We start from the raw sequence: 23,614 nt of genomic DNA, 5'->3' as shown, positions 1-23,614 counted from the left end.
GTTAAAACGGCATCTTGAAGCCCGGAGGCATGCCCATGCCAGACATCATGCCTGACATTTTTTCTTTCTGATTGGCTTCCACCCGGCGCACGGCATCATTCACCGCAGCCGCCAGCAGGTCTTCGAGAATTTCTTTCTCTTCAGACAGCAGGGACGGGTCTATGTCCACCTTGCGCACGTCGTGCCGACCATTCATGGTGACTTTCACCAGCCCCGCGCCTGCTTCGCCGGTCACTTCGGCCTTGGCGATTTCTTCCTGGGCCTTTTGCATGTCTTCCTGCATCTGCTGGGCCTTTTTCATCAGATCGCCCATATTGTTCATCATGGCTCTATCTCCTGCCTGAATCTGCCGGGCGGATACTGTCTTCGATGACCCGCCCTTCAAATTGTTCAACAATGCGCTGCACCAACGGGTCCTGGCGAATGGCTTCTTCCGCAGCCTGTTGCCTGGCCTGGCGCTGGCGCTCTTCATAGGCGGCGGGGGTATTCGGCCCGGCTTCGCCCTGCTCTATCTTCAGTTTAATGGAGTCGCCAAAGTACGATCTCAAGGCGGCCAGGATTTTCTCTTCGTGCCGGGCGTTCAGCAGCCGCGCGTGGCCCTCGTCCATGGTCAGATGGATGCTGTCGCCATCCCGCCGCATGGACGAATGCCCGGCCAGGTTACCGGGCATGCCCTTGATACCAAGCTGGCGAAAATCCCGTTCCCAGACAAACTCTCCCCCGGCCTGTTCCTGAGCCGGAACTTCAGCCTCCGGAACTTGCGGCTCCGGCTTCCGCTCTGGGTCCGATCGGGGCGCCGGTTCCGGCCGGACTTCCGGTTCGGGAACCGGCTCAGGTTCTGGTGCGGGCTCTGGCTCCACCGCTACCCCCTGCTCAGGTGCCTGGGGCGCGGCGTCCGGCCCGGTATCCCACGGTGGAGGGTCCATTTCAGGCGTCGGTTCCGGCCCGGGCACTACCGCTTCCGGCTCTGTATTTGCCGGCGGTTCAGGCGACGCTTGCGGCGCTGGATCCGGAGCCTGGGCTGGTGCGGGGTCGGATTCGGCATCGGTGCCACTTTCCCGGCCGTGGTTGACGGAAGACACTGCCGGTGGCTCACGCCTGTCTGTGCCGGGCCGGAATGCCAGCATCCGCAACAGAGTCATTTCAAACCCCATGCGGGCATCCGGCGTGACCGCCAGGTCTTTACGGCCGATCAGCGCGGTCTGGTAGAACAGCTGGGCATCTTCGGCGCTGAGCTGACGGGCCAGGGTCTGAACCTGCGCCGCGTCACCCATGGCGTTATCGGCGCTGCCGGGGACCACTTGTTCCATGGTGACCCGATGGAACAGAGACAACATGTCCGACAGGATCACGCTGTAATCCGGCGCGAATTCGGAAATACGCTGAATTTCTGAAAGCAGGCCGGGGCCGTCACGCTCTACCAGGGCATTTACAATGCGCTCGATATCGCGCTGGTCAATGGTACCCAGCATGTTGCTGACATCACTGGCTGCCAGGTTCTGGTTGCCGAAGGCAATCGCCTGGTCGGTCAAACTCAGGGCATCGCGCATACTGCCGTCGGCGGCCCGGGCCAACAGCCACAATGCGGGGTCTTCAAACGGGACCTGTTCTTCTGTCAGTACATGGCGCAAATGGCTGACGATGTGCTCGGGCGTCATGCGCTTGAGATTGAACTGCAGGCAGCGGGACAACACCGTAACCGGCAGTTTTTGCGGGTCCGTGGTGGCCAGCAGGAATTTGACGTGCTCCGGTGGCTCTTCCAGCGTTTTCAGAAAGGCGTTGAACGACTGGTTGGTGAGCATGTGCACCTCGTCGATCAGGTACACCTTGTAGCGGCCACGGGTCGGTGAATACTGAACGTTGTCGGTGAGTTCACGCATGTCGTCCACACCGGTGCGCGAAGCAGCGTCGATCTCGATCAGGTCAACGAACCGTCCTTCCAGAATCTCCCGGCAGCTGTCGCACTCACCGCAGGGATTGGGTGTGATGCCGGTTTCACAGTTCAGGCAACGTGCCAGCAGTCGGCCGATGGTGGTTTTACCCACACCCCGGGTACCGGTAAACAGGTACGCATGGTGCAACCGTTCATGTTCGAGAGCATGAACCAGCGCCTGGAGCACATGCTCCTGACCAACCATGTCTTCGAAAGTACGGGGGCGCCATTTTCTGGCTAAAACCTGATAGCTCATAGTCCGTCAACTGCCGTGAAAAATGGGCCCAACTTTAGCACGGACCGGACACAGACAGAAGTTAGTAAGACGAATGAAGACAAGGGATCGGAAGGGGGAAGTCTGGGGGTGACCCCACCAGCAATCCTCCGGCACACAAATCCACCGCTGCGGCTGCTCCCTTCCGGGCCTGACCGGGTTCACGGTTTCATGTTGCGGAGGCACCAATGGGGCCACCATAACGGCGTTTCAGGATTTTTCCCTGAAAGCGGCGCGCATAGTAACAGAAGGTTTCAGACTCTACAACGCTTTACAGTGGCAGTGGCACTTCGTCCTGCCGGAACCAGCAGGCAATGCTGAAGCGGGTCCGGTTGGCCGGCAGCACCTCGTGCGGTACTTCCTCACTGAGAAACAGCACGGCGCGGCCAGCGGTTGGTCGCACCATTCCCACGGCCTGCTGGTGATCCTGGCTGTCGAAAACCCGGAGCTCACCGCCATCTTCCAGCCCCCAGTTCTCGTTCAGGTACAACACCAGGCTGACCACCCGCGACGCCCTGCCCCGGAAACTGTCCAGATGCCTTTTGTAGAAATCACCAGGCTGATAGGTGGCGTAATGCGCTTCGAACCTTTTGAGGTTCAGGAACAGGCGGCGATTCAACCCGTCACGCAGCGCATCCAGAAAGGTGAACAGCATGGCCTGGGCCTCGGTGAAACCTTCCAGCCAGGCAATCCTGTCGCGGCGCACGCTGCGGTCTTTCACCAGATCAGTCCCACGCCCGATACCGGCACGGGCCATGGCCTCGGTCTGGTGCAGGATCGCCACTTCGTTCGCCAGTGCCGGCAGCAGTCCGGCGGGCAGGTAGTCGTTCAGATCCAACTCCAGCCAGCCTTTCTCGCCAAGACCTTCGGCCAGGGAATCGAGCCATTCTTCGGCCAGGGGCATGGTTGCGGCACCCGAAGGCCCGGAAACGCCCGCCCCGGTACCAGCGGCCCTGTCCAGTTGCTCGCTGGCCGATGCCAGCAGGGGATCAGGCAGGGGAACGATAACGGCTTTGGCATTGTTGGATTGCATTGGCGGGTCTCCGGAATTTTGGGCTATTGTAAATTCAAATGCGCCCGTCCGGCGGTTTTTCTTCACACTGCCGCTAAGCAAATACACGTAAGGACAGCCCGATGCTCAAGGACCCAGGCATCATCAGTTACGGTCTGGCCGCCGCTCTTTACGCCATGCTTTCGGCCATGGTGGCGGCCCGCTATCTACGGCGGAATATTGACCGTGTATTACTGATCGCAGCCGTGATCAGTTGCCTTTGGGCTCTGGTGCTGGCCCTGCAGCCGCTGACCGGCCAGGCAAACTTCACGCTTCGCTATCTGCTGGAAGTACTGCGCGATGGCGCCTGGATTCTGCTGCTGGTGGCCATACTTCGCACGGCCGCCAACCAGATGCCAACCGGCAACCGTGTCCGTCGCATCGCCCTTATTGGGCTGGTCACACTGGCTTCAGCCCTGGCCATACTGGCGGTTCTCGAGTGGCTGATCACCCACGGCCTGGTGAATGGTAAAGGACGTTTGATCGGCCAGATTGCCCTCTCCCTGCTGGCCCTGTCCCTGGTGGAACAGATCTGGCGCAATTCCCCAAGTTTTGGCCGCTCCGCGCTGAAATACCTGTGCATCGGCGTGGCGTCTATCTTTGCCTACGATTTTCTGATGTATGCCGATGCGCTGTTATTCGGGCGCATTGCCGACCCTTTCTGGCAGGCCAGGGGTCTGGTGAATGCCGCACTGGTCCCCCTGTTTGCCGTGAACATCATCAATACCCGTCGCCAGCCGGTGGATTTCCGGCTATCCCGCACAGCGGCGTTCCACGCGGGCACGCTGGTTCTCGGTGGCGGTTATCTGTTGTTTCTGGCCATCGGCGGCTACTACGTGCGGGTTCTGGGCGGTGACTGGGGCGAGGCACTGCAGGTGGTCTTCATCAGCATTGCCCTGGTGTTCCTGATCACGGTTCTGGTCTCGCGCCGGGTACGGGCCCGCATGATGGTGTTCATCGGCCAGAACTTTTTTGATTACAAATACGACTACCGGGAAGAGTGGCTGAAGATGACCCGGGAGTTGGCCAACCTGGAACAGGGCCCGCCCCTGGCTGAGCGGGCGATCAGCATCCTGGCCGGGCTGGTGGAAAGCAGCCGGGGCGCGCTCTGGCTGAAAGATGACACAAACCATTATGCGCTGAAAGCGACCCTGAACCTGGAAGCCCGAAAGTATGGCAACCTCGACGCCCACGGTCCCCTGGCCACCTATTTCCAGCAACATGAATGGATTATCGACCTGGGGGAATACCGGGCAGACCCCGCCCGGTACGATTTTCTGGAGCTGCCCGAAACCATTGAAGCATTCGAGCGCCCATGGCTGTTGATTCCCCTTTACCTGGGTAATGACCTTTACGGGATTGCACTGATCAGCGCCCCGGATACCCGGGTTGATCTCAACTGGGAGAATTTTGACCTGATCAAGGTAGTGGCCCGCCAGGCATGCAACCTCCTGGCCCAGGAGGATGCGCAGAACCGTTTGTTGCAGGCAAGACAGTTCGAGGCGGTCAACAAGGTGTCGGCGTTCATGGTCCACGATTTGAAAACACTGATCGCCCAGCTGTCGTTGCTGGTAAAGAACGCGCCCCGGCACCGGGACAACCCGGAGTTCATCAATGACATGATCACCACCACCGATCACGCGGTGCGCAAGATGTCCAACCTGCTGGAACACCTGCAAAACCCGAATGGAAAAGAACCGGCACCACGCACGCAGACCGATCTGGTAACCGTGTTGCATGAGCTGCTGGAACGGTCCGGCAAACACCAACCGGCGCCCCGACTGGTGGAATACCCCGAACGCCTGCTGCTGTGCGCCAACGCGGAAAAGCTGCGAGCCGCCCTGGAGCACCTGATCCGGAACGCCCAGGATGCAACCCCGGCCGATGGCGAGGTTACCCTGAGCCTGAAAGTATCCCCGGAACAGGCGGTGCTGTTTATCCAGGACAGCGGGTGCGGCATGAGCGACGACTTCATCCGTGACCGGCCGTTTATCGATCCCTACGATCTTGAGTCGATCCGCATGGAGCTGCTCGGAGAAGAGCCGGAACTGGATCGGAAGAAACGGCCCGCCCCCGGTAGCCGTGCGACACCGCAGGACAGGATTCCAACACTGGAACCGGAACAGGCCACGACGGTTTCCGAGCGGCAATGGCGCTCGGTAGCCGGCAGCCTGGAGCGTATTGCCAGTGCGCTGGAACGAATCGAATCCCGCCTGTCGGTACGGGATTCGGAGACTTTGTGATCCAATCGCGACCGGTCAGATCACGAACAGCGCTGAAAACTCGGAGACCGGAGTGTCTTCCAGGGCCTTCTGGTCACGACACAACTCGAAAATGGTGTCACAGCGATGCGCCGGGAACCGGGTTGCCAGATTGGCCCGGAACTTGTCTTCCAGCAGCGGAATCCCCTCTTCCCGACGGCGCCGGTGGCCAATCGGGTATTCCACGGCCACCTTGTCGGTACTGGAACCGTCCTTGAAAAACACCTGAATGGCGTTGGCGATCGAGCGCTTGTCTTCTTCCAGATATTCCCGGGTGTAACGCTCGTCTTCCACCACTTCCATCTTGTCGCGCAGCTCGTCGATTTCCGGATGGGCGTTGTGAAAGCCGTCTTCGTAATGCTCGGCGGTCAGGCTACCGAAGATCAGCGGTACGGCAGTCATGTATTGCAGGCAGTGGTCCCGGTCCGCCGGGTTGGCCAGTTTGCCCACCTTGGAGATGATACGAATGGCGGATTCGTGGGTGGTGATCACGATTTTGTCGATATCCGCCAACCGGTCCTTCACCTCCGGGTGCAACGTTACCGCAGCCTCGGCGGCAGTCTGGGCGTGGAACTCGGCCGGGAAGGAAATCTTGAACAGCACGTTTTCCATCACGTAGCTGCCAAACGGCTGCGGCAGCGAGAACCGACGCTGGTCTTCCGGCTTGAGTTTCTGGTCCTTGTTGGTCTTGCTGAACAGCACGTCATAGAAGCCCCACTGGGGCGCGGTCAACACGCCGGGAATGCCCATTTCCCCGCGCATGGCCATATCCGCCAGTCTTACCCCCCGGCTGCTGGCATCACCGGCAGCCCAGGATTTCCGGGAACCGGCGTTGGGGGCATGGCGATAGGTACGCAGGGCCTGGCCATCCACCCAGGCATGGGAGAGCGCCGACAGCATCTGCTCCCGGTTGGCGCCCATCAGCTTGGCGGCCACGGCGGTGGAGGCGACTTTCACCAGCACCACGTGGTCCAGACCCACCCGGTTGAAGGAGTTCTCCAGCGCCAGCACGCCCTGAATTTCGTGGGCCATGATCATGGCTTCCAGCACGTCTTTCATCACCAGCGGCGATTTGCCCTCGGCGATGCGCTTCTGGGACAGGTGGTCGGCCACCGCCAGGATCGCGCCCAGGTTGTCGGAAGGGTGGCCCCACTCGGCCGCCAGCCAGGTGTCGTTGTAGTCCAGCCAGCGCACGATACAGCCAATGTCCCAGGCGGCTTTCACCGGATCCAGCCGGAAGGGCGTACCCGGCACGCGCGCACCATTGGGCACCGTGGTGCCTTCCACCAGTGGCCCCAGATGCTTGGTACATTCGGGAAAACGCAACGCCAGCAGGCCGCAGCCCAGGGTGTCGATCAGGCAGTTGCGGGCAGTGTTCCAGGCCTCATCGCTGTCGATCCGGTAATTCAGCACGTAGTCTGCAATCTGCTGCAGTACGTCGTCGTAATCCGGGCGTTCGTTGACATCAAAGGTTGCTGACATAGCTGGCCTCCTTTCGGACGCATTGGAAACAAAAAAGCCCCTGGCGACTCCCCTTCTATCAAAAGATAGTCGGTTTGTGGCTCAGGGGCACAATCGGTCACAGCCAACCGATTCAATTACTCAGAAGGTATCGCCGGGCACCCGAACGTTACCTTCCATAATGATCCGTGCACTGCGGCTCATGATCGCCTTGGTGGCCGTCCATTCGCCGTTCACCTGCGAGGCTTCGGCACCCACACGCAGTGTGCCGGAGGGGTGGCCAAAGGTCACATGCTTGCGCTCGCCACCACCGGCGGCCAGGTTCACCAGCGTTCCGGGTACCGCAGAGGCAGTGGCAATGGCCACTGCGGCGGTGCCCATCATGGCATGGTGCAGTTTGCCCATGGACAGCGCCCGCACCAGTACGTCCACGTCGTCCGGCGTAATGGTTTTACCGCTGGACGCCACATACTCCACCGGCTTGGCGACAAACGCCACTTTCGGGGTGTGCTGGCGATTGGCGGCCTCACTGATGTCCTTGATCAGGCCCATTTTCACGGCACCGTGGGCACGGATGGTTTCGAACATTTCCAGCGCTTTCGGATCGCTGTTGATGTCTTCCTGCAATTCGGTGCCCTTGTAGCCAATGTCCTCGGCGTTAAGGAAGATGGTGGGAATGCCGGCATTGATTATGGAAGCTTTCAGGGTGCCAACGCCCGGGACTTCCAGGTCGTCCACCACGTTGCCGGTGGGGAACATGGCGCCGTCGCCATCGGCCGGGTCCATGAATTCCACTTCGATCTCGGCCGCCGGGAAGGTCACCCCGTCCAGCTCGAAATCGCCGGTTTCCTGGACTTCACCATCGGTAATGGGCACGTGTGCCACGATGGTTTTCTTGATGTTGGCCTGCCAGATGCGCACGGTGCAGACGCCGTTTTCCGGAATCCGCTCTTTCGGCACAAAGCCGCCATGAATGGCAAAGGCGCCAACGGCGGCAGTCAGGTTGCCACAGTTACCGCTCCAGTCCACAAACGGCTTATCGATGGACACCTGGCCGAACAGGTAATCCACGTCGTGATCCGGCTGGGTTGGCTCGGCCAGGATCACCGATTTACTGGTGCTGGAGGTGGCGTTACCCAGGCCGTCGATCTGCTTCTGGTAGGGATCGGGGCTGCCGATCACCCGCAGCAGCAGCTTGTCGCGGGCCTCGCCCGGCACCTGGCACGGCTCCGGGAGATCCTGCAGGCGGAAAAACACGCCCTTACTGGTACCGCCACGCATGTAGGTGGCGGGTACTTTGATTTGCTTCGGGAAACTCATGGGAATGCCTCTGTTTTAAAGCATTTTTTTTGCCACGGAATCCACGGAAACCACGGAAGGAAAAGACAAAAACAAAGACATTTTTAGCCACGAAACCCACGAAAGAACACGAAATGAAAAACAGCTTTAATGCTTTTTTTCGTGGATTTAGTGGGTTTCGTGGCCAATCCTCAATCTTTTTGTCTTTTCTTTTTTCCGTATTCTTCCGTGGATTCCGTGGCCAATTAAGCCCTTAAGCCGCGCCTTCGGCTTCCAGGAAGTCCTGGGCGAAGCGCTGCAGTACACCACCGGCGGAGTAGATATTCAGCTCCGCTTCGGTGTCCAGGCGACAAATCACCGGTACTTCCACGCTCTCGCCGTTCTTGCGATGAATCACCAGGGTCAGTTCGGCGCCCGGCGCGATCTCACCCTTCACATCGAAAGTCTCGGTGCCGTCGATGTTGTAGGTGTGGCGGGTTTCGCCTTCCCTGAACTGCAGCGGCAGTACGCCCATGCCCACCAGGTTGGTGCGGTGGATACGCTCGAAGCCTTCGGCCACGATCACTTCCACACCCGCCAGGCGAACGCCCTTGGCGGCCCAGTCACGGGATGAGCCCTGGCCGTAGTCGGCACCGGCAACGATGATCAGCGGCTGTTTGCGGTCCATGTAGGTTTCGATCACGTCCCACATGCGCTTCACGTCGCCTTCCGGCTCCAGGCGCGCCAGGGAGCCCTGGATGATCTCGCCGTTTTCGTCCCGAACCATTTCGTTCAGCAGTTTCGGGTTGGCCAGAGTCGCGCGCTGGGCAGTCAGGTGATCGCCCCGGTGGGTTGCGTAGGAGTTAAAGTCCTCCTCCGGCAGGCCCATCTTGTGCAGGTACTCACCGGCTGCCGAGTCCATCATGATGGCGTTGGACGGCGACAGGTGGTCGGTGGTGATGTTGTCACCCAGCACCGCCAGCGGACGCATGCCGGTCATGGTGCGCTCGGCCGCCAGTGCACCTTCCCAGTACGGCGGGCGACGGATGTAGGTGGACATCGGGCGCCAGTCGTACAGCGGGCTTTCGGCCTGCTCAGCTTCGTCCAGGTTGAACATCGGGATGTAGACGGACTTGAACTGCTCCGGCTTCACGAACTCACCCACGATGCGGTCGATTTCCTCGTCGGACGGCCAGATGTCCTTGAGGGTCACCGGATTGCCATCCTTGTCATACGCCAGGGCATCCTGCTCGATATCGAAGCGGATGGTGCCGGCAATGGCGTAGGCCACGACCAGCGGCGGCGAGGCCAGGAACGCCTGCTTGGCGTAGGGGTGAATCCGGCCGTCGAAGTTACGGTTACCGGAAAGCACGGCTGTGGAGTACAGGTCGCGGTCGATGATTTCCTGCTGGATTTTCGGGTCCAGCGCGCCGGACATACCGTTACAGGTGGTGCAGGCATAAGCCACGATGCCAAAGCCGAGCTTTTCCAGCTCCGGCAGCAGGCCGGCTTCTTCCAGGTATAGGCGCGCCACCTTGGAACCCGGCGCGAAAGAGGATTTCACCCAGGGCTTGCGGATCAGGCCCAGCTCGTTGGCTTTCTTGGCCAGCAGGCCGGCGGCCACCACGTTACGCGGGTTGGAGGTGTTGGTGCAGGAAGTGATGGCGGCGATGATCACCGCGCCGTCCGGCATCAGACCCTTCTTCTCTTCTTCCAGCGCCTTGTCCAGATTCACGGCAATGCCCTGGTCGTGCAGATCAGAGGTGGCCACACGGCGGTGCGGGTTGGACGGACCAGCCACGTTGCGCACCACGGTGGAGAGATCAAATTCCAGCACGCGCTCGTACTCGGCGCCGGTCATCTGGTCGGCCCACAGGCCGGTTTCCTTGGCGTACTTCTCGACCAGGTCCACCTGCTCCGGCTCACGACCGGTCAGCTTCAGGTAGTCGGTGGTCTGCTCGTCGATGTAGAACATCGCGGCGGTGGCACCGTACTCCGGTGTCATGTTGGAGATGGTGGCACGGTCGCCGATGGTCAGGCTGGAAGCACCTTCACCGAAGAATTCGAGGTAGGCGCCAACCACGCGCTCTTTGCGCAGGAATTCGGTAATGGCCAGGACGATGTCGGTGGCGGTGATGCCCGGCTGGCGTTCGCCGGTCAGTTTCACACCCACGATGTCCGGCAGGCGCATCATGGAGGGCTGGCCGAGCATAACGGTTTCGGCTTCCAGGCCGCCCACACCCACGGCGATAACGCCCAGGGCATCAATGTGCGGGGTGTGGCTGTCGGTGCCCACACAGGTGTCCGGGAAGGCAATCTGATGGCCATCTTCGTCCGGACGGTGCTGGATAACGGGAGACATCTTTTCCAGGTTGATCTGGTGCATGATGCCGTTACCGGCCGGAATCACGTCCACGTTCTTGAACGCGGTGCGGGTCCAGTCGATAAAGTGAAAACGGTCTTCGTTACGGCGGTCTTCAATGGCGCGGTTCTGGTCAAACGCGTCTTCTTCAAAACCGGCGTGTTCCACGGCCAGGGAGTGGTCCACGATCAGCTGGGTGGGAACAACGGGGTTTACCTTGGCGGGATCGCCGCCTTTTTCGGCAATGGCGTCACGCAGGCCGGCCAGGTCAACCAGTGCGGTCTGGCCCAGGATGTCGTGACACACAACGCGCGCGGGATACCAGGGGAAATCCTTCTCGCGCTTGCGCTCAATAAGCTGCTTGAGTGAATCAGTCAGAGACTCCGCATCGCAACGGCGAACCAGCTGTTCCGCCAGGATTTTGGAGGTGTATGGCAGTTTGTCGTAAGAACCCGGCTGGATTTCTTCCACCGCCTGGCGGGTATCGTAGTATTCCAGGCTGGTGCCCGGGAGGGATTTTCTGTACTGAGTATTCATGGTTTAGAAATCTCTTGGAAGGCTTAATTTGCCACGGAATCCACAGGGGATGCGGATTCCGTGGCTAAAAGAACGTCTTAAGAACGCTCGTCAATCGGCTGCCATTCCGCGTGGTCCGGGCCGGTGTAGTCGGCGCTCGGGCGGATGATGCGGTTGTTGGCGCGCTGCTCTTTCACGTGGGCAGTCCAGCCGGATACACGGGACATCACGAAGATGGGTGTAAACAGCTGGGTCGGGATGCCCATGAAGTGATAGGCAGAAGCGTGGAAGAAGTCGGCGTTACAGAACAGCTTCTTCTCGCGCCACATGACTTCCTCGCAGCGAACGGAAACCGGGTACAGCACGGTGTCGCCCACTTCCTGGGACAGCTTCTCGGCCCACTTCTTGATGATGGCGTTGCGCGGATCGGATTCGCTGTAGATCGCGTGGCCGAAGCCCATGATCTTTTCCTTGCGCTCCAGCATGCCCATCAGGCCTTCTTCGGCCTCTTCCGGGCTGTTGAACTTCTGGATCAGCTCCATGGCCATTTCGTTGGCGCCGCCGTGCAGCGGGCCACGCAGGGAGCCAATGGCGCCGGTCACGCAGCTGTGGATGTCAGACAGGGTGGAAGCACACACGCGAGCGGTGAAGGTAGAGGCGTTGAACTCGTGCTCCGCGTACAGGATCAGGGATACGTTCATCACCTGCTCGTGCAGCTCGTTCGGCTTCTTGCCGTGCAGCAGCTCGAGGAACACGCCGCCGATGGAATCACACTCAGTGTTGGCGGTATCGATACGCACGCCTTCGTTGGCGAAGCGGTACCAGTAGGTAATGATGGCCGGGAATACCGCCAGCATACGGTCGATCTTGTCGTCCTGCTGGCTGAAATCTTCCTCGGTTTCCAGGTTACCCAGCATGGAGCAACCGGTACGCATCACGTCCATCGGATGGGCGTTTTTGGGAATCTGCTCCAGAACGGTACGCAGGGCTTCCGGCAGCTCGCGGTTCGCCTTCAGCTTTGCCTTGTACTCGTCCAGTTCCTGACGGTTCGGCAGTTTGCCGCGCAGCAGCAGGTAAGCCACTTCTTCGAACTGGGCATTGTCAGCCAGTACGTTGATGTCATATCCACGGTAGGTCAGGCCGGCACCGGTTTTACCCACGGTACACAGGGCCGTTTCACCAGCTACCTGGCCACGCAGACCAGCACCACCGAGTTTTTTTGCTTCAGCCATGATCATCTCCCATTAATGCAGTTTTTGGTGTTGTTAAAGTTGGCTTGGGTTTGGTTACCAGGGGTGCCCTCTGCGGAGCCTCCCCCTTTCATCGGTTCAGTCTTTTTTCTGGGCGAACAGTTCGTCCAGTTTCTGCTCGAAATCGTGGTAATTCAGGAAATCGTACAATTCTGCACGGGTCTGCATCATGTCAACCACGTCTTTCTGGTCACCCTTGTCCAGAATGCTCTGGTACACGGTCAAAGCCGCCTTGTTCATGGCGCGGAACGCGCTCAGCGGGTACAGAACCATGGAGGCACCGGCTTCGGCCAGTTCCTTCTTGTTGTACAGCGGAGTGGCACCGAATTCGGTGATGTTGGCCAGCAGGGGGGCATCGATGGCTTCGGCGAACGCCTTGTAGTCAGACAGTTCGTGCACGGCTTCGGCAAAGATGCCGTCGGCACCGGCTTCGATACAGGCCTTGGCGCGATCAATGGCGGCTTCCAGGCCTTCTTTCTGGAACGCATCGGTGCGGGCCATGATGAAGAAGTCTTTGTCTTCACGGGCGTCGGCGGCCGCCTTCACGCGATCAACCATTTCTTCCTTGGAAACGATTTCCTTGTTCGGGCGGTGACCACAGCGCTTCTGGGCAACCTGGTCTTCAATATGAACGGCAGCGGCACCGGCACGCTCCATTTCACGGATGGTGCGGGCGATGTTGAAGGCGCCGCCCCAGCCGGTATCGATATCCACCAGCAGCGGCAGATCGGTCGCCGCGCAGATACGACGCACGTCTTCGACCACGTCGTTCATGGTGGTCATGCCCAGGTCCGGCAGGCCGTAGGAGGCGTTAGCCACACCACCACCGGACAGGTAAATGGCCTGGTGCCCGACACGCTCGGCCATCATGGCAGAGTAGGCATTAATGGTGCCGACAATCTGCAGCGGCTGGTTTTCCTGCAGGGCTTTGCGGAAACGCGCGCCCGGAGACAGTTTGTTCGCCATGGTTTATTACCTCCCAAGTAAATGGTTAACCTAAATGGTTAAAACGCCTTCTTTGAATTTTTTCTCGATGTTCTGGCGGGCGGCGTTGATGTGCCGCTTCATCAGAAATTCCGCGAGTTCACCGTCGCGCCGGGCCAGGGCCTCGACAATATGACGGTGTTCGCCCAGTGCCATGTGTGGCCGGCCCGCCGAGGTGCTCAGGCGGTAGCGGTACATGCGCACCATGTAATACAGATCGCCCAACAGCATCTGGGCCAGTTTGGTGTTGCGGCTGCCGGTGGCAATGCGGTGATGAAAGTCGTAGTCACCCTCGGCCTGGTAATAGGCCTGGCCTTTTACCTCTTCAATCATTTTCTCGTGGCTATCGAGGGTAATCTGAAGATCCCGGATTTCCTGATCGGTCATCCGCTCGGCGGCCTGGCGGGCAGCCAGCCCCTCCATCACTTCGCGAATACGGTACAGCTCCATCAGCTCCTCGGCGCTGACCGACACCACTTTCACACCGGCATGGGGCCGGCGCACCAGAAGCCCACGGGACTCCAGACGCCCCAGTGCCTCGCGCAGCGGGCCACGGGTCAGGTTAAAGCGGGTGCACAGCTCCAGTTCGCCGATTTTCTCGCCGGGAGCCAGCTCGCCGGTGACAATCGCCGTTTGCAGACAATCAAAGGCTTCGTCTGCGCGGGTGGAAGATGGAGTGAAGGGTTGGTTCATAAAGTTGTCAACAATTCGTCCTGTAATAGATCGAAAATTACTCGCCCATCATCCGATTGTCAACAATATGCAAATCCCGATTGGACCATTTGCTAACAATAGAGGTGCGATAACCAACAAAAGCCCCTGCCCCTCCCACTGGACAGGCATCTCCGGTAAACTGCGTAAATTCAGTAACGACGAATCAAAAACCAAGGACTCTTACATGATCAGGAAGTGTCTGTTCCCTGTTGCCGGCTACGGCACCCGTTTTCTGCCCGCTACCAAGGCCATGCCCAAGGAAATCCTGCCTATTGTTAACAAGCCCCTGGTGCAATACGGCGTTGAGGAAGCGGCGGAAGCCGGCATTCACGAATTCGGTTTTGTGACCGGCCGGGGCAAGCGTGCGATCGAAGATCACTTTGACATCAGTTATGAGCTTGAGCACCAGATTGATGGCACCGGCAAGGAAGGCCTTCTGACCTCCATCCGCGAACTGATCGACAACAACACCTTCGCCTTCACTCGTCAGAACGAAATGAAAGGCCTGGGCCATGCCATCCTCACCGGCCGTAACCTGATGGGCGACAGCCCGTTCGCGGTCGTGCTGGCAGACGACTTCTGCGTGGCGCCGGAGGGGGAAGACGGTGTTCTGACACAAATGGTGAAACTGTATAACCAGTTCCGCTGCTCCATTGTCGCGATTGAAGAAGTACCTGAAAATGAAACCCACAAATACGGCGTGATTGCCGGCGAGTCCATGAAAGACGGCCTGTACCGGATCACCGACATGGTGGAGAAACCGGCCCCGGAAGACGCGCCCAGCAACCTGGCGATCATTGGCCGCTACATCCTGACACCGGATATTTTCGACATCATCGAAAACACGCCGCCGGGCAAAAATGGTGAGGTTCAGATCACCGACGCCCTGCTTGAACAGGCGAAAAACGGCTGCGTGCTCGCTTACCAGTTCAAGGGACAGCGGTTTGACTGCGGTAGCATTGACGGCTTTGTGGAAGCCACCAATTACGTCTATGAGAATGTTTACAAGAAAGGCAAATAAGAGAGGCCTTTTCAGCGCCTGAGCAACTGCAACACCATGCGCCGGTTATCGCTGTCACTGCGGCGGAACCGGCGTAACAGTTCCGTTTCCTCCTCGGTCAGCCTGACCCGATCAATTTCCTGCTCCAGCTCGCTGAGCGCCACCGACAGATCATCACTGCGACTGAATGCCAGCCCGGGCAATTCCAGCTGCCCGGTTTCCACATCGGCATCCACGTCGAGCAGGTATTCAAGGGGTGTATCCGTCTTCAGGCACAGGTCCAGCAACTCACCCACACCGGGATAAGTTCGCTGGCGGGCGTCCAGCGCCTCCCAGCTACGCACCTGCGCTTCATCCACTGCGCACATCTCGGCCACATCCGCTACCGATAAGCGGGAGATTTCCCGAACCCGGCGCAAACGGCGATTGAAAAACTGCAGATAGCGCATGCTGCAAAGTCCCTGTTGAAGTCGCTCGACGGAAAGTGAATGAGGCTATCCTACACCCTGCGCGCCACTTGATCAGCCGCCTGTAAAAATTTCCACGCCAACAGTTGACCACCCCAGCCGAAATCCGTATATTTCCACCCCGTTGAAACACAGGACCATAGCTCAGTTGGTTAGAGCGCTGCCTTGACATGGCAGAGGTCGGCAGTTCGAATCTGCCTGGTCCTACCAGAATTTGTGAGAGAAGCCAGCCACTTACGGGAAACCGCAAAGAGCTGGCTTTTTTCGTTTGGCAACGACCGTCAAACCGGGTTCATGAACGCCTCGACAAAGCACTGATAATCCCGCTCCACACACTCACTGTAGTGTATGGCGATGGCCTGAATGAGGCGGGCAAACTCACCTTCACGCTTGAAAGTCAGACGGGCGAGGGTTTCCTCGAACAGGAAGGCATTTTCAGGATTCAGGCAGCGGCTGGCGCGCTTGTGTTCGGTAGCCAGCACTTCCCCCCAGGTTGTGGCCATTTTCTTCAGATGACCTTTCTTGGTGAGCCGGGTGGTGTCGAAGTCGTCCTTGAACGGAGAACGTTCACGCACGGAAAATACCTTGCCATCCAGCTCCAGCCAGCCGAGGTACTGGTCCGGATGTTCGGCCAGGGCTCGGAACGCCTGGGCATGCCGCTCACCCTCGTTCGGGTAGGCGTTGCGGTAGGCTTCCCGCTCTTCTTCCGACATGGCCAGCAACAGGGCCGGGCCGCCCTGCTCCTTGATGTCCAGAATGATATCGTCCTCCGCGTTATTCTCCCCGTCTTCGATCAAAGCGTAATAGCGTAAGGTGCCAAACGAACCGGTGCCGGCGCCTAACCGGCGAGCCACATCCTTGAGCTGGAAAACCCCGTTGCCCGCTTCCTCCCTGGCGGCACGATAGGTGTCGAAAGCCTCGATAAAACGTTTGCGTCCCTGTGGTGACAGACGACGTAATTCAGACAGGCTTGTCTCAAAGACCCGCTTACCGTTTTTCTGGACACGGGTCCACTTGCCCAGCATTTGGTCCCGGCCTTTCTTTTTATCCACTTTTTTCAGGAATTTTTTAAGCGGCTTTTCAGCGGTTTTCCGGGTGAAATGCACCTCCTTGTCCAGGTCGTTTTCCTGATAGCTGGTGGCGGCGGACAAATAGGCTTCCGCCATGACCTCCAGCGCATCCAGGCAGTCAGAATCCTCAAAGTGACCGTTGGCCCGGGTGTCCAGTACAAGGCTGACAGCCAGCCGCCAAAGGTCATACTGGTAGTCGCTGACCACGGCATCGTCAAAATCATCCAGCCCGTAGATCACGTCTCCGTCACGATTGGCAAAGGCACCGAAGTTGTAAAGGTGCGCATCGCCCTGTATCCAGGTCTGGCTGCCCGGCACGCCGCCAAACAGCGAAAAACGCCAGTCATGGAACATGTCCCGCCAGAACAGGTGGCTCGTCCCACGGAAAAAGTCATAGGGAGACTCGGCCATGATGTCGTATTTCTGTTGCCGGTCGGCAGTGCTCAGATCACGGTCGTTGTGTTCGATCGCGCGAATGATCTGGTGCCGGCGATTATGAAGGGTCAGATCCTTGATCATGGCGGCTCCTGATTGCCTGGGTAGGTATGAGATTACGTCGAAGTGAGCGTGGCTTCCAAATTTAGCAGCAGTTGTCGGCATTGGCCAAGATAGCCACCACCAAACAGGTTGTAATGGTTCAGGGCGTGGTACAGGTTGTAGATATCCCGCTTCCGGGGATAGAAAGGGGTTCGTGGCCAGATGTTGTCGTAAGCCTGGTAGAACGACGGACTGAAGCCGCCGAAGAATTCGGTCATCGCCAGGTCCGCTTCCCGGTCTCCATAATACACCGCAGGATCAATCAGCCAGGCTTTCTGATCATCGAACAACGCATTGCCCGCCCATAAGTCGCCATGCAACAGGCTGGGCCGATCACATTCCTGGTTCAGAAACGCTTCCAACCTGTCACCACTGCGGGCCAGTACCTGTTCGAACTCCTTTCGTACCGGATCGTTCTGTATGCGGCTTATCTGGTACTCAAGGCGATCATGCCGGAAAAATTCACCCCAGTTGTCACTCCAGCGGTTTTTCTGGGGCGACAGGCCAATATAGTTATCACGCCCGAAACCGTATTGCTGCCCGGGTAACCGATGCAGATACGCCAGCCCCTCCCCCAGGGCCGCCATCAGCGAAGGCGTCGCCGCGCGCGCGTCAATTTCCGGTAGAACCAGTTCCTGGCGATTCACGGAGACCACCTCCGGCACACCGACGCGCGGACAGTCGATTTTTGTCAGTGCTGAACGTAACAGCCGGAGCCCTTCCGCCTCTCGCTCCAGCGCGTCCGGAAATGGCGAGGTGTTGGCTTTGCAAAACATGGGAAAACCTTTCACCAGTCGTCTTGTTCGCGTTTTTCCCGTTCATCCTCCTGCTCGGCCTCAGCCTTGCGCTCCCGGATTTTCTCAAGCTTATCCGGGGGAATTTTGCTGTTGGCGTTGTCGCGCAACAGCAACAGGCTACCGATAATCATTGCCAGGGCGCCAATAATAAACAGCCAACCAATCAGGGGCATGAAGAACCTCCGTTACCAGTTTCAGAACCGGCTGCCAGCCAGGCAGCCCCGCGTACGCCGCTGGAATCACCGTGCACGGCCTGACGAATGGGGGTGCTGCATTCGCCGCCAAACACATAGCAGGGCAGCCGTTCCGGTAACCGATGGTAGAGCTCCGGCAGGTTGCTCACCCCTCCGCCCAGCACAATGACATCCGGGTCCAGCAAATTGATCACGCCTGCCAGCCCCCGGGCCAGATGCTCCAGGTACGTTTCCATGGTATCTCCCGCCTGCCGGTCACCGGCTCGGGCTGCCCGGGCAATCTCCGGTGCGGTTAACACCTGATTCCATAATAGCTGATGAGTCCGTGCCAGACCGGTACCGGACAGGAAGGTTTCGTTGCACCCCGTCTGGCCACAAAAACAGGGCCTCTGATCCAGTTCATGCTGGGGCGTCCAGGGTAATGGGTTGTGCCCCCACTCACCGGCCACGCCATTGGGCCCGCTCAGGAGGCGACCGTCCACACTGATGCCAGAGCCACAGCCGGTACCCAGAATGGCGGCGAACACCACTCCCTCGCCCCGCCCGGCACCATCCATGGCTTCCGACAGCGCCAGGCAGTCGGCGTCATTGGTGACCGTGACCTTCCGTCCCAGGGACGATGACAAATCCGCCGGCAGGTTCTGGCCATTCAGGCACAAGGAATTGGAGTTCTTCACCTTTCCTGTCACACCGGACACGCTGCCGGGTATGCCCACCCCCACGGGAACACCCGGATAACCGGCCAGTTGCTCAGCGCTCCGAACCAATTGCTGAATCGTTGCCAGGATCGCCGGATAATCGCCTTGCGGGGTCGGCACGCGATGCCGGAAATGTTCCCGGCGGCCCTGGTCCAGCAGGATGACTTCGATTTTGGTCCCGCCCAGATCAATGCCGATCAGCCAGGGTGAGTGCATGGTTTTCCTACCTTTTCGAAATGCTGGGGAGGGGGCCTGCTTCCGGTATAATCACCGCTTTCACCAGTAACCCGACGAGCCCTGCCCCATGGAAACCGTTCCCGTAAAGAAAACGCTGGATCTGACTGCCCAAACGGAACAACCGGCGGTTGATCTGCTGGCTGAAGCCTCCGGCCTGTCAAAACAGCGGATCAAGGATGCCATGGCCAGGGGCGCCTGCTGGTGGAGCCAGAAAGGCAAACAGGTTCGCCTGCGCAAAGCCAAGCGGCTGCTGAAACCCGGGACCCGCATCCAGCTTTTCTACGATGATCATGTACTTGCCCGCAAACCGCAAGCACCGGAGTTGGTGGAAGATAAAGGACGGTACAGCGTGTGGCACAAGCCCCACGGTTTACTGTCACAGGGCTCCCAGTGGGGAGATCATTGCAGCCTGCTACGACTGGCGGAAACAGAGCTCAACCGGCCCTGTTATCTGGTGCACCGCCTGGATGGTGATGCCGCCGGGCTGATGCTGGTGGCACACGACAGCAAAGCCGCCGGTGCATTGTCGGCGCTGTTCTCGGGGCGCGAGGTAACCAAGGTTTACCGCGCCAGGGTGACGGGAATACTGAACGCCAACAATCAGACAGTGGATGCGGAACTGGACGGCAAGCCGTCGATCAGCCGGGTAACGACACTGGCCACGGACAGCGAAACCAACACCACGACCGTGTCGGTCCGCATAGAAACCGGCCGTAAGCACCAGATCCGGCGCCACCTGGCAGGTATTGGTCATCCGATTATCGGTGACAGGCTTTATGGAAAGGTAGACAAGACGGGGTTACAGCTTGAAGCGATGTACCTCGCCTTCCACTGCCCGCTGACAAGGGCGCCACAGGCCTTTGGCACACAGCCCACCGCATGAACGGGGTCGGGTACTGTACCCGACCCCATTCAGACGTTGTAGAAGTCCCGGTACCAGTCCACAAAGTTGGCGATACCTTCTTCCACACCGGTGGACGGCTTGTAGCCCACGTCGTTGATCAGGTCATCCACGTTGGCGTAGGTGGCCGGTACATCGCCCGGCTGCATGGGCAGGAGGTTCTTTCGGGCCTTTTTACCGGTCCGCTCTTCGATGATTTCAATAAAGCGGGACAACTCCACCGGATTGTTGCTGCCGATGTTGTAAATCCGGTAGGGCCCTTTGCCGGTGCCAGGGTCCGGGTTTTCACCACTCCAGTCCGGATTCGGCTCAGCGACGTTGTCCAGAGTGCGCACCACGCCTTCGACAATGTCATCGATGTAGGTAAAGTCGCGCTTGTGATGGCCGTGGTTGAACACATCAATGGGCTCGCCGGCCAGAATCTTTTTGGTGAAGATAAACAGCGCCATGTCCGGGCGCCCCCAGGGACCGTACACGGTGAAGAACCGAAGGCCGGTGGTGGGCAGGTTGTACAGATGGCTGTAGGTATGCGCCATCAGCTCGTTGGCTTTCTTGGACGCTGCGTACAGGCTCAGCGGATGGTCCACGTTGTCATGCACGGAGAACGGCATGGTTTCGTTGGCGCCATACACCGAGCTGCTGGAAGCGTACACCAGGTGCTTCACGTTGTTGTGGCGGCAGCCTTCCAGAATGTTCATGAAGCCAACCAGGTTGGCATCCACGTAGGCGTTGGGGTTCTGGATGGAATAGCGAACGCCGGCCTGGGCGGCCAGGTGCACTACCCGCTCGGGCTGGTGCTCGCGGAACAGTTCGGCCATGGCTTCACGGTCGGCCACGTCCTGGCGCACTTCGGTGAAGCCCGGCTTGTCCAGCAACCGGGCAAGGCGCGCCTCCTTGAGGTTAACGTCGTAGTAGTCGTTAACATTGTCCACGCCGATGACGTCGTCGCCACGGTCCAGCAGACGATGGGCCAGATGCGAGCCGATAAAACCGGCGGTTCCGGTCACCAGGATTTTCAAGATTCCAACTCCTTAGAAAGCCACGCCGGCACTGATGAAGGGGTCGTCGATGTCCACATCCAGACGATCATCGTCGTCTTCGTAATCAATCGCCAGCTGGCGATAGCCGGCGCGTACCTGCAGCATGGCGAATTCGTACTGGCCGTAGAGGCTGTAGTCGTTGATGGAGTCCCCGTCGTAGCTGACGAAGTTGCCTTCACCACCGACTGAAACGCCACTGAACGGCAGGTCAAAGCGGGCGGCCAGATAGCCCATGGGGATGACACCATCAATGTCGGTTTGTGAAACCGCACCGTTCGCGGCACTTTCACGAACAATCAGCTCACCATCGACATCCCTTGCGGTCAGGCCAAGGTTCACCCAGTTATCCAGAATCTCGTAGTAAAGCGTGAGGTCCAGTTGCTCCAAATCCAGCTCAGACTGTACGGGAACACCGGCCGGCACATTATCGAAATCGCTAAGGCCCAACTCTCCACGCCCGCTCTGCTCAATCAACGTGTAGTTCAGCTTGACGTTCGGCAGCACCGGCACCGGATGCTCGAAATAAACCGAGGCATTGGCGTTGGTATCACTGTCCAGGTTCAGGGTGTTTTCCAGATCGACAACGTCACCATTGGTGCCTGCATCGCCGGACAATTCCGAATCCCAGTAATTCACACTGGCACCCAGACCAACGACATCCGCGTTGGCCAAAGGTGCGGCCAGAGCCAGCGAACCGGCTACGGCAACCATATCAGTTTACGCATACCAATACCCTTCCCTACATCCGGTTTCAGTCAAACTTGATACCCAGGCGGCGACCCACTTCTTCGTAGGTCTCGATCACATCGCCCAGGCCCTGGCGGAAGCGGTCCTTGTCCATTTTCTTGCGGGTCTCCTTGTCCCAGATACGGCAGCCGTCCGGGCTGAACTCGTCGCCCAGAACAATCTCGCCGCCACAACGACCGAATTCCAGCTTGTAATCCACCAGCAGCATGCCGGCATCGGCAAACAGCTTGCGCAGCACTTCATTGACCTTGTAGGTCAACTCTTTCATGCGCGCCAGTTCTTCTTGCTTCGCCCAGCCGAAGGTCACCGCCAGGGATTCGTTGATCATCGGATCGTGCAGCTCGTCGTTCTTGAGGAACAATTCAAACGTAGGCGGATTCAGGTCCTGGCCTTCCTCAACCCCGATCCGGCGGCACAGACTGCCGGCCGATACGTTGCGCACCACGCACTCCACCGGAATCATATCCAGCTTTTTCACCAGTGATTCGGTGTCAGACAGCAGTTTGTCAAAATGGGTGGGAACACCGGCCTGCTCCAGCTTTTCCATGATGAACGCATTGAACTTGTTGTTCACCATGCCTTTACGGTTCAGCTGCTCTTTTTTCTCGCCATCAAAGGCCGAGGTGTCGTCCCGGAAGACCAGAACAAAGCGTTCGGGATCATCGGTGTAATAGACCGACTTGGCCTTGCCGGCATAAAGCTCTTCGCGCTTTTCCATGAAATTCTCCTGACCGGAAACGGCTCGCGCCGCGCCGACTTAATACAAATGATCGAATAATTGCGTCAACAGATCCGAAGGGGTCATTTCACCCTCGTAGTTTTCGACCTGTTCGACAGTCACCCGCTGGACATCATCGCCCTGCTCGATACGAACCGTGTGGGTGTGCATGGGCTCGGCTTTGTTGCTGAACCAGGCAAACCAGCCCGGGGTCCGTTCATCCTGGTTGCGGAAGTCCACCTCCAACCAGCCTTCGCTGCGGTTCAGGTCCTGCACGCTGGCACCAATTTCCTCCAGTGAGCGATTCACTTCCGCCCAGCTGCGGCCGTAATCCAGCTCAATGGTGATGGCCTGGGCCACGTCATTGTCGTTTGATAGCAGACGCACAAGAGGCTCAGCCACCATCCCAGACGCCGCCCGGGAAACAGACTGGGTCTCCTCGCGGCCTTGCAGGTAAGCCCCCAGATCCGCCAGCAATGCTTTTTGCTGTTTACGGGCCTCGGCACTGGCCTGCTGGTCCTGCCAGGACATCAGGCCATCCGGAGATTGCTCAAGCTCGAGCTGGCGAACCCGGATTTCCGTGGTCTTGCGGCGAATGCCCGGGGCCAGACGGGTTTGCACGATGATTCTGGGCTCGTCTGCCGTCGCATCGTCAGACAACCCAACCAATTGCCGGCTGCGTTTGCTGAAGTTGGCCAGCTCACTTTGCTGAAGGCCCAGTTGCGGGCTGTCATGGGCCACGCCCAAACCGGATTCGTTCATCCAGCCCTGGACCGCCGGCCAAAGGCGACCGGGCACTTCGTTGACCAGCAACCATACCCGGCCATCCAGCTCTTCAATGACGTAGTTCTCGTCAAGAATATCGGAGGTCATGTCCGGTGGCCTGGGTACCGATGAGGGATACAGCCGGCGGCTATCGTCGGTGTTTATACTGCGAATCGGCATGGCTTCGGCCAGGCGGTCACTGTCTGCACCTTCCGGTAACTGGATCGGTTTGCCTTCCGGGGCGTTCACATAGCGCTCTGAACGGTCTTCCACCAGGCTGCAGCCGGCCAGGGTGGTCACAAACAATATCCCGGCCAGAGGCCGGGATGCTTTCAGGACTTGAATTCGGGCTCTTGCAA

At 58.9% G+C, this 23,614-nt stretch carries 21 protein-coding genes, 1 tRNA gene and 1 other RNA gene; 4 read left to right on the top strand and 19 right to left on the bottom strand.

Annotated features, from left to right (window positions below; translation table 11 throughout):
* Nucleotide 1: 1 nt before the first annotated feature.
* The 4 genes from BMZ63_RS07050 to BMZ63_RS07035 form a co-directional block, all read right to left on the bottom strand.
* Nucleotides 2-325, bottom strand: a complete 324-nt coding sequence (locus tag BMZ63_RS07050; RefSeq protein ID WP_091703575.1) for a YbaB/EbfC family nucleoid-associated protein — start codon at nt 323-325, stop codon at nt 2-4.
* A 4-nt stretch (nt 326-329) separates the two neighbouring features.
* Nucleotides 330-2,189: a DNA polymerase III subunit gamma/tau gene (gene dnaX / locus BMZ63_RS07045; RefSeq protein WP_091703572.1), complete on the bottom strand. Its 1,860-nt coding sequence runs from the start codon at nt 2,187-2,189 to the stop codon at nt 330-332.
* 112 nt (nt 2,190-2,301) lie between these two features.
* Nucleotides 2,302-2,398: signal recognition particle sRNA small type (gene ffs / locus BMZ63_RS07040), an RNA gene on the bottom strand.
* 80 nt (nt 2,399-2,478) lie between these two features.
* Entirely contained in the window at nt 2,479-3,240 is a 762-nt protein-coding gene (locus BMZ63_RS07035) for a 2OG-Fe(II) oxygenase (RefSeq protein ID WP_227663538.1), read from the bottom strand.
* 101 nt (nt 3,241-3,341) lie between these two features.
* Between BMZ63_RS07035 and prsK the strand changes: the two genes are divergently transcribed.
* Complete coding sequence (gene prsK, locus BMZ63_RS07030) at nt 3,342-5,501, top strand: XrtA/PEP-CTERM system histidine kinase PrsK (RefSeq protein ID WP_091703569.1); 2,160 nt, start codon at nt 3,342-3,344, stop codon at nt 5,499-5,501.
* Nucleotides 5,502-5,516: 15 nt separating this feature from the next.
* Here the strand turns inward: prsK and prpD are convergent, their stop codons facing one another.
* The 6 genes from prpD to BMZ63_RS07000 all read right to left on the bottom strand — a co-directional run bounded on the left by prpD (nt 5,517) and on the right by BMZ63_RS07000 (nt 14,063).
* Entirely contained in the window at nt 5,517-7,001 is a 1,485-nt protein-coding gene (gene prpD, locus BMZ63_RS07025) for a 2-methylcitrate dehydratase (RefSeq protein WP_091703567.1), read from the bottom strand.
* 120 nt (nt 7,002-7,121) lie between these two features.
* Nucleotides 7,122-8,300 (bottom strand): 2-methylaconitate cis-trans isomerase PrpF, encoded by a 1,179-nt coding sequence (gene prpF, locus BMZ63_RS07020; RefSeq protein WP_091703564.1) that lies wholly within the window; start codon nt 8,298-8,300, stop codon nt 7,122-7,124.
* Between the two features lie 232 nt (nt 8,301-8,532).
* Nucleotides 8,533-11,157, bottom strand: coding sequence for a Fe/S-dependent 2-methylisocitrate dehydratase AcnD (gene acnD, locus BMZ63_RS07015; protein ID WP_091703562.1), 2,625 nt, complete (start codon nt 11,155-11,157; stop codon nt 8,533-8,535).
* A gap of 77 nt (nt 11,158-11,234) precedes the next feature.
* Nucleotides 11,235-12,368, bottom strand: a complete 1,134-nt coding sequence (gene prpC, locus BMZ63_RS07010) for a bifunctional 2-methylcitrate synthase/citrate synthase (RefSeq protein ID WP_091703559.1) — start codon at nt 12,366-12,368, stop codon at nt 11,235-11,237.
* A gap of 96 nt (nt 12,369-12,464) precedes the next feature.
* Nucleotides 12,465-13,352, bottom strand: a complete 888-nt coding sequence (gene prpB / locus BMZ63_RS07005) for a methylisocitrate lyase (RefSeq protein WP_091703556.1) — start codon at nt 13,350-13,352, stop codon at nt 12,465-12,467.
* A gap of 30 nt (nt 13,353-13,382) precedes the next feature.
* The gene (locus tag BMZ63_RS07000; RefSeq protein WP_091703554.1) at nt 13,383-14,063 is read right to left on the bottom strand and encodes a GntR family transcriptional regulator; all 681 of its coding nucleotides are present in this window, start codon (nt 14,061-14,063) and stop codon (nt 13,383-13,385) included.
* Nucleotides 14,064-14,268: 205 nt separating this feature from the next.
* Here BMZ63_RS07000 and galU point away from each other — a divergent pair, with 205 nt between their 5' ends.
* The gene (gene galU / locus BMZ63_RS06995) at nt 14,269-15,105 is read left to right on the top strand and encodes a UTP--glucose-1-phosphate uridylyltransferase GalU (RefSeq protein ID WP_091703551.1); all 837 of its coding nucleotides are present in this window, start codon (nt 14,269-14,271) and stop codon (nt 15,103-15,105) included.
* Nucleotides 15,106-15,116: 11 nt separating this feature from the next.
* On the opposite strand, the gene BMZ63_RS06990 is transcribed toward galU, so the two are convergent.
* Nucleotides 15,117-15,533, bottom strand: a complete 417-nt coding sequence (locus BMZ63_RS06990) for a helix-turn-helix domain-containing protein (RefSeq protein WP_091703548.1) — start codon at nt 15,531-15,533, stop codon at nt 15,117-15,119.
* A gap of 151 nt (nt 15,534-15,684) precedes the next feature.
* Here BMZ63_RS06990 and BMZ63_RS06985 point away from each other — a divergent pair.
* Nucleotides 15,685-15,761: transfer RNA gene (locus tag BMZ63_RS06985), tRNA-Val, on the top strand.
* Between the two features lie 71 nt (nt 15,762-15,832).
* On the opposite strand, the gene BMZ63_RS06980 is transcribed toward BMZ63_RS06985, so the two are convergent.
* The 4 genes from BMZ63_RS06980 to BMZ63_RS06965 are packed head-to-tail and all read right to left on the bottom strand — an operon-like array spanning nt 15,833 to nt 19,063.
* Nucleotides 15,833-17,140, bottom strand: a complete 1,308-nt coding sequence (locus BMZ63_RS06980) for a DUF2252 domain-containing protein (RefSeq protein WP_091703545.1) — start codon at nt 17,138-17,140, stop codon at nt 15,833-15,835.
* A 32-nt stretch (nt 17,141-17,172) separates the two neighbouring features.
* Nucleotides 17,173-17,934 carry a fructosamine kinase family protein gene (locus tag BMZ63_RS06975; protein ID WP_091703802.1) on the bottom strand — a complete coding sequence of 254 codons (762 nt, stop codon included), beginning with the start codon at nt 17,932-17,934 and terminating at the stop codon, nt 17,173-17,175.
* Nucleotides 17,935-17,945: 11 nt separating this feature from the next.
* Complete coding sequence (locus tag BMZ63_RS06970; RefSeq protein ID WP_091703542.1) at nt 17,946-18,128, bottom strand: DUF2897 family protein; 183 nt, start codon at nt 18,126-18,128, stop codon at nt 17,946-17,948.
* Nucleotides 18,119-19,063: an ROK family protein gene (locus BMZ63_RS06965; protein WP_091703539.1), complete on the bottom strand. Its 945-nt coding sequence runs from the start codon at nt 19,061-19,063 to the stop codon at nt 18,119-18,121. Before BMZ63_RS06965 ends, BMZ63_RS06970 begins: the two co-directional genes overlap by 10 nt.
* A gap of 88 nt (nt 19,064-19,151) precedes the next feature.
* Between BMZ63_RS06965 and BMZ63_RS06960 the strand changes: the two genes are divergently transcribed.
* A complete protein-coding gene (locus BMZ63_RS06960) occupies nt 19,152-19,967 on the top strand; it encodes an RluA family pseudouridine synthase (protein ID WP_091703536.1) in 816 nt (271 codons plus the stop codon).
* 29 nt (nt 19,968-19,996) lie between these two features.
* Here BMZ63_RS06960 and BMZ63_RS06955 read toward each other — a convergent pair whose 3' ends face one another.
* Genes BMZ63_RS06955 through bamC form a run of 4 tightly spaced genes read right to left on the bottom strand, consistent with a single transcriptional unit; the run spans nt 19,997 to nt 23,555 of the window.
* Nucleotides 19,997-21,004, bottom strand: a complete 1,008-nt coding sequence (locus BMZ63_RS06955; RefSeq protein WP_091703534.1) for an NAD-dependent epimerase — start codon at nt 21,002-21,004, stop codon at nt 19,997-19,999.
* A gap of 12 nt (nt 21,005-21,016) precedes the next feature.
* Entirely contained in the window at nt 21,017-21,736 is a 720-nt protein-coding gene (locus tag BMZ63_RS06950) for a TIGR04219 family outer membrane beta-barrel protein (protein ID WP_091703531.1), read from the bottom strand.
* 40 nt (nt 21,737-21,776) lie between these two features.
* Nucleotides 21,777-22,490 (bottom strand): phosphoribosylaminoimidazolesuccinocarboxamide synthase, encoded by a 714-nt coding sequence (gene purC, locus BMZ63_RS06945; RefSeq protein ID WP_091703528.1) that lies wholly within the window; start codon nt 22,488-22,490, stop codon nt 21,777-21,779.
* 39 nt (nt 22,491-22,529) lie between these two features.
* Nucleotides 22,530-23,555, bottom strand: coding sequence for an outer membrane protein assembly factor BamC (gene bamC / locus BMZ63_RS06940; RefSeq protein ID WP_227663539.1), 1,026 nt, complete (start codon nt 23,553-23,555; stop codon nt 22,530-22,532).
* Nucleotides 23,556-23,614: the final 59 nt, after the last annotated feature.

Source organism: Marinobacter persicus, from assembly GCF_900114155.1.
GTDB classification, from domain to species: domain Bacteria; phylum Pseudomonadota; class Gammaproteobacteria; order Pseudomonadales; family Oleiphilaceae; genus Marinobacter; species Marinobacter persicus.
The sequence above is the reverse complement of the archived record's forward strand: the minus strand, read 5'-3'. Positions and strand labels throughout refer to the sequence as shown.

Bases quoted from the DNA above. Each gene is read 5' to 3' on its own strand.
- BMZ63_RS07050 (WP_091703575.1), bottom strand. From the start codon at position 325: ATGATGAACAATATGGGCGATCTGATGAAAAAGGCCCAGCAGATGCAG.
- dnaX (WP_091703572.1), bottom strand. From the start codon at position 2,189: ATGAGCTATCAGGTTTTAGCCAGAAAATGGCGCCCCCGTACTTTCGAA.
- BMZ63_RS07035 (WP_227663538.1), bottom strand. From the start codon at position 3,240: ATGCAATCCAACAATGCCAAAGCCGTTATCGTTCCCCTGCCTGATCCC.
- prsK (WP_091703569.1), top strand. From the start codon at position 3,342: ATGCTCAAGGACCCAGGCATCATCAGTTACGGTCTGGCCGCCGCTCTT.
- prpD (WP_091703567.1), bottom strand. From the start codon at position 7,001: ATGTCAGCAACCTTTGATGTCAACGAACGCCCGGATTACGACGACGTA.
- prpF (WP_091703564.1), bottom strand. From the start codon at position 8,300: ATGAGTTTCCCGAAGCAAATCAAAGTACCCGCCACCTACATGCGTGGC.
- acnD (WP_091703562.1), bottom strand. From the start codon at position 11,157: ATGAATACTCAGTACAGAAAATCCCTCCCGGGCACCAGCCTGGAATAC.
- prpC (WP_091703559.1), bottom strand. From the start codon at position 12,368: ATGGCTGAAGCAAAAAAACTCGGTGGTGCTGGTCTGCGTGGCCAGGTA.
- prpB (WP_091703556.1), bottom strand. From the start codon at position 13,352: ATGGCGAACAAACTGTCTCCGGGCGCGCGTTTCCGCAAAGCCCTGCAG.
- BMZ63_RS07000 (WP_091703554.1), bottom strand. From the start codon at position 14,063: ATGAACCAACCCTTCACTCCATCTTCCACCCGCGCAGACGAAGCCTTT.
- galU (WP_091703551.1), top strand. From the start codon at position 14,269: ATGATCAGGAAGTGTCTGTTCCCTGTTGCCGGCTACGGCACCCGTTTT.
- BMZ63_RS06990 (WP_091703548.1), bottom strand. From the start codon at position 15,533: ATGCGCTATCTGCAGTTTTTCAATCGCCGTTTGCGCCGGGTTCGGGAA.
- BMZ63_RS06980 (WP_091703545.1), bottom strand. From the start codon at position 17,140: ATGATCAAGGATCTGACCCTTCATAATCGCCGGCACCAGATCATTCGC.
- BMZ63_RS06975 (WP_091703802.1), bottom strand. From the start codon at position 17,934: ATGTTTTGCAAAGCCAACACCTCGCCATTTCCGGACGCGCTGGAGCGA.
- BMZ63_RS06970 (WP_091703542.1), bottom strand. From the start codon at position 18,128: ATGCCCCTGATTGGTTGGCTGTTTATTATTGGCGCCCTGGCAATGATT.
- BMZ63_RS06965 (WP_091703539.1), bottom strand. From the start codon at position 19,063: ATGCACTCACCCTGGCTGATCGGCATTGATCTGGGCGGGACCAAAATC.
- BMZ63_RS06960 (WP_091703536.1), top strand. From the start codon at position 19,152: ATGGAAACCGTTCCCGTAAAGAAAACGCTGGATCTGACTGCCCAAACG.
- BMZ63_RS06950 (WP_091703531.1), bottom strand. From the start codon at position 21,736: ATGGTTGCCGTAGCCGGTTCGCTGGCTCTGGCCGCACCTTTGGCCAAC.
- purC (WP_091703528.1), bottom strand. From the start codon at position 22,490: ATGGAAAAGCGCGAAGAGCTTTATGCCGGCAAGGCCAAGTCGGTCTAT.